The following is a 1,193-nucleotide window of genomic DNA, read 5'->3' on the forward strand; positions in this document are numbered from 1 at the left end:
AGGACGTGACAAGCTGCGATAAGTCTGGGGGAGCCGCACATAGGCATTGATCCCGGAATTTCCGAATGGGGAAACCCGGCAGAGCAATACTCTGTCAACGTGCGTTGAACAAAATAGGCGTACGTGGGGAACCGCCTGAACTGAAACATCTAAGTAGGGCGAGGAAGAGAAATCAACCGAGATTCCGCTAGTAGTGGCGAGCGAACGCGGAAGAGGGCAAACCGGAGGATTTATTCTCCGGGGTTGTGGACTTGCACACGGTATACTAGGTTAGCTGAACGGTATGGGAAGGCCGGCCAGAGCGGGTGAGAGCCCCGTAAGCGAAAACCGAAGTATGCCAGCGAGGATCCAGAGTACCGCCGGACACGTGAAACCCGGTGGGAAGCTGGGGGGACCACCCTCCAACCCTAAATACTACTCGATGACCGATAGAGGAGCAGTACCGTGAGGGAAAGGTGAAAAGGACCCCGGGAGGGGAGTGAAATAGAACCTGAAACCTTGTGCTTACAAGCACTCAGAGCACGTTAAAGTGTGATGAGGTACTTTTTGTAGAACGGTCCGGCGAGTTATTGTACGGAGCAAGCTTAAGGTGTTGAGCACCGGAGGCGAAGCGAGAGCGAGTCTGAATAGGGCGAATATAGTTGCGTGCAATAGACCCGAAACCAGGTGACCTATCCATGGGCAGGTTGAAGTGGGGGTAAAACCCCATGGAGGACCGAACCGACCCCCGTTGCAATGGTGGCGGATGACCTGTGGATAGCGGAGAAATTCTAATCGAACTTGGAGATAGCTGGTTCTCCCCGAAATAGCTTTAGGGCTAGCGTTAGTTTAGATTACCGGAGGTAAAGCACTGAATGGGCTAGGGGCTGATAAAGTTACTGAACCCTATCAAACTCAGAATGCCGGATAATTGATGACTAGCAGTCAGACTACGTGAGATAAGTCTCGTGGTCAAAAGGGAAACAGCCCAGACCCACAGCTAAGGTCCCAAAGATACGCTAAGTGGAAAACGATGTGGAATTGCGAAAACAACCAGGATGTTGGCTTAGAAGCAGCCACTCATTAAAAGAGTGCGTAATAGCTCACTGGTCGAGTGATTCTGCGCGGAAAATGTAACGGGGCTAAGCGTAACACCGAAGCTTGGGATGCACGTAAGTGTGTGGTAGGGGAGCGTCGAATGAGGGGTGAAGTCG

General features: G+C 52.1%; 1 rRNA gene. It reads left to right on the forward strand.

Annotated elements, in window-relative coordinates:
- Positions 1-1,193 (forward strand): 23S ribosomal RNA (locus B5F19_RS16780); the annotation flags it as partial.

It is taken from the genome of Pseudoflavonifractor sp. An184 (assembly GCF_002160305.1).
GTDB classification, from domain to species: Bacteria; Bacillota; Clostridia; order Oscillospirales; family Oscillospiraceae; genus Lawsonibacter; species Lawsonibacter pullicola.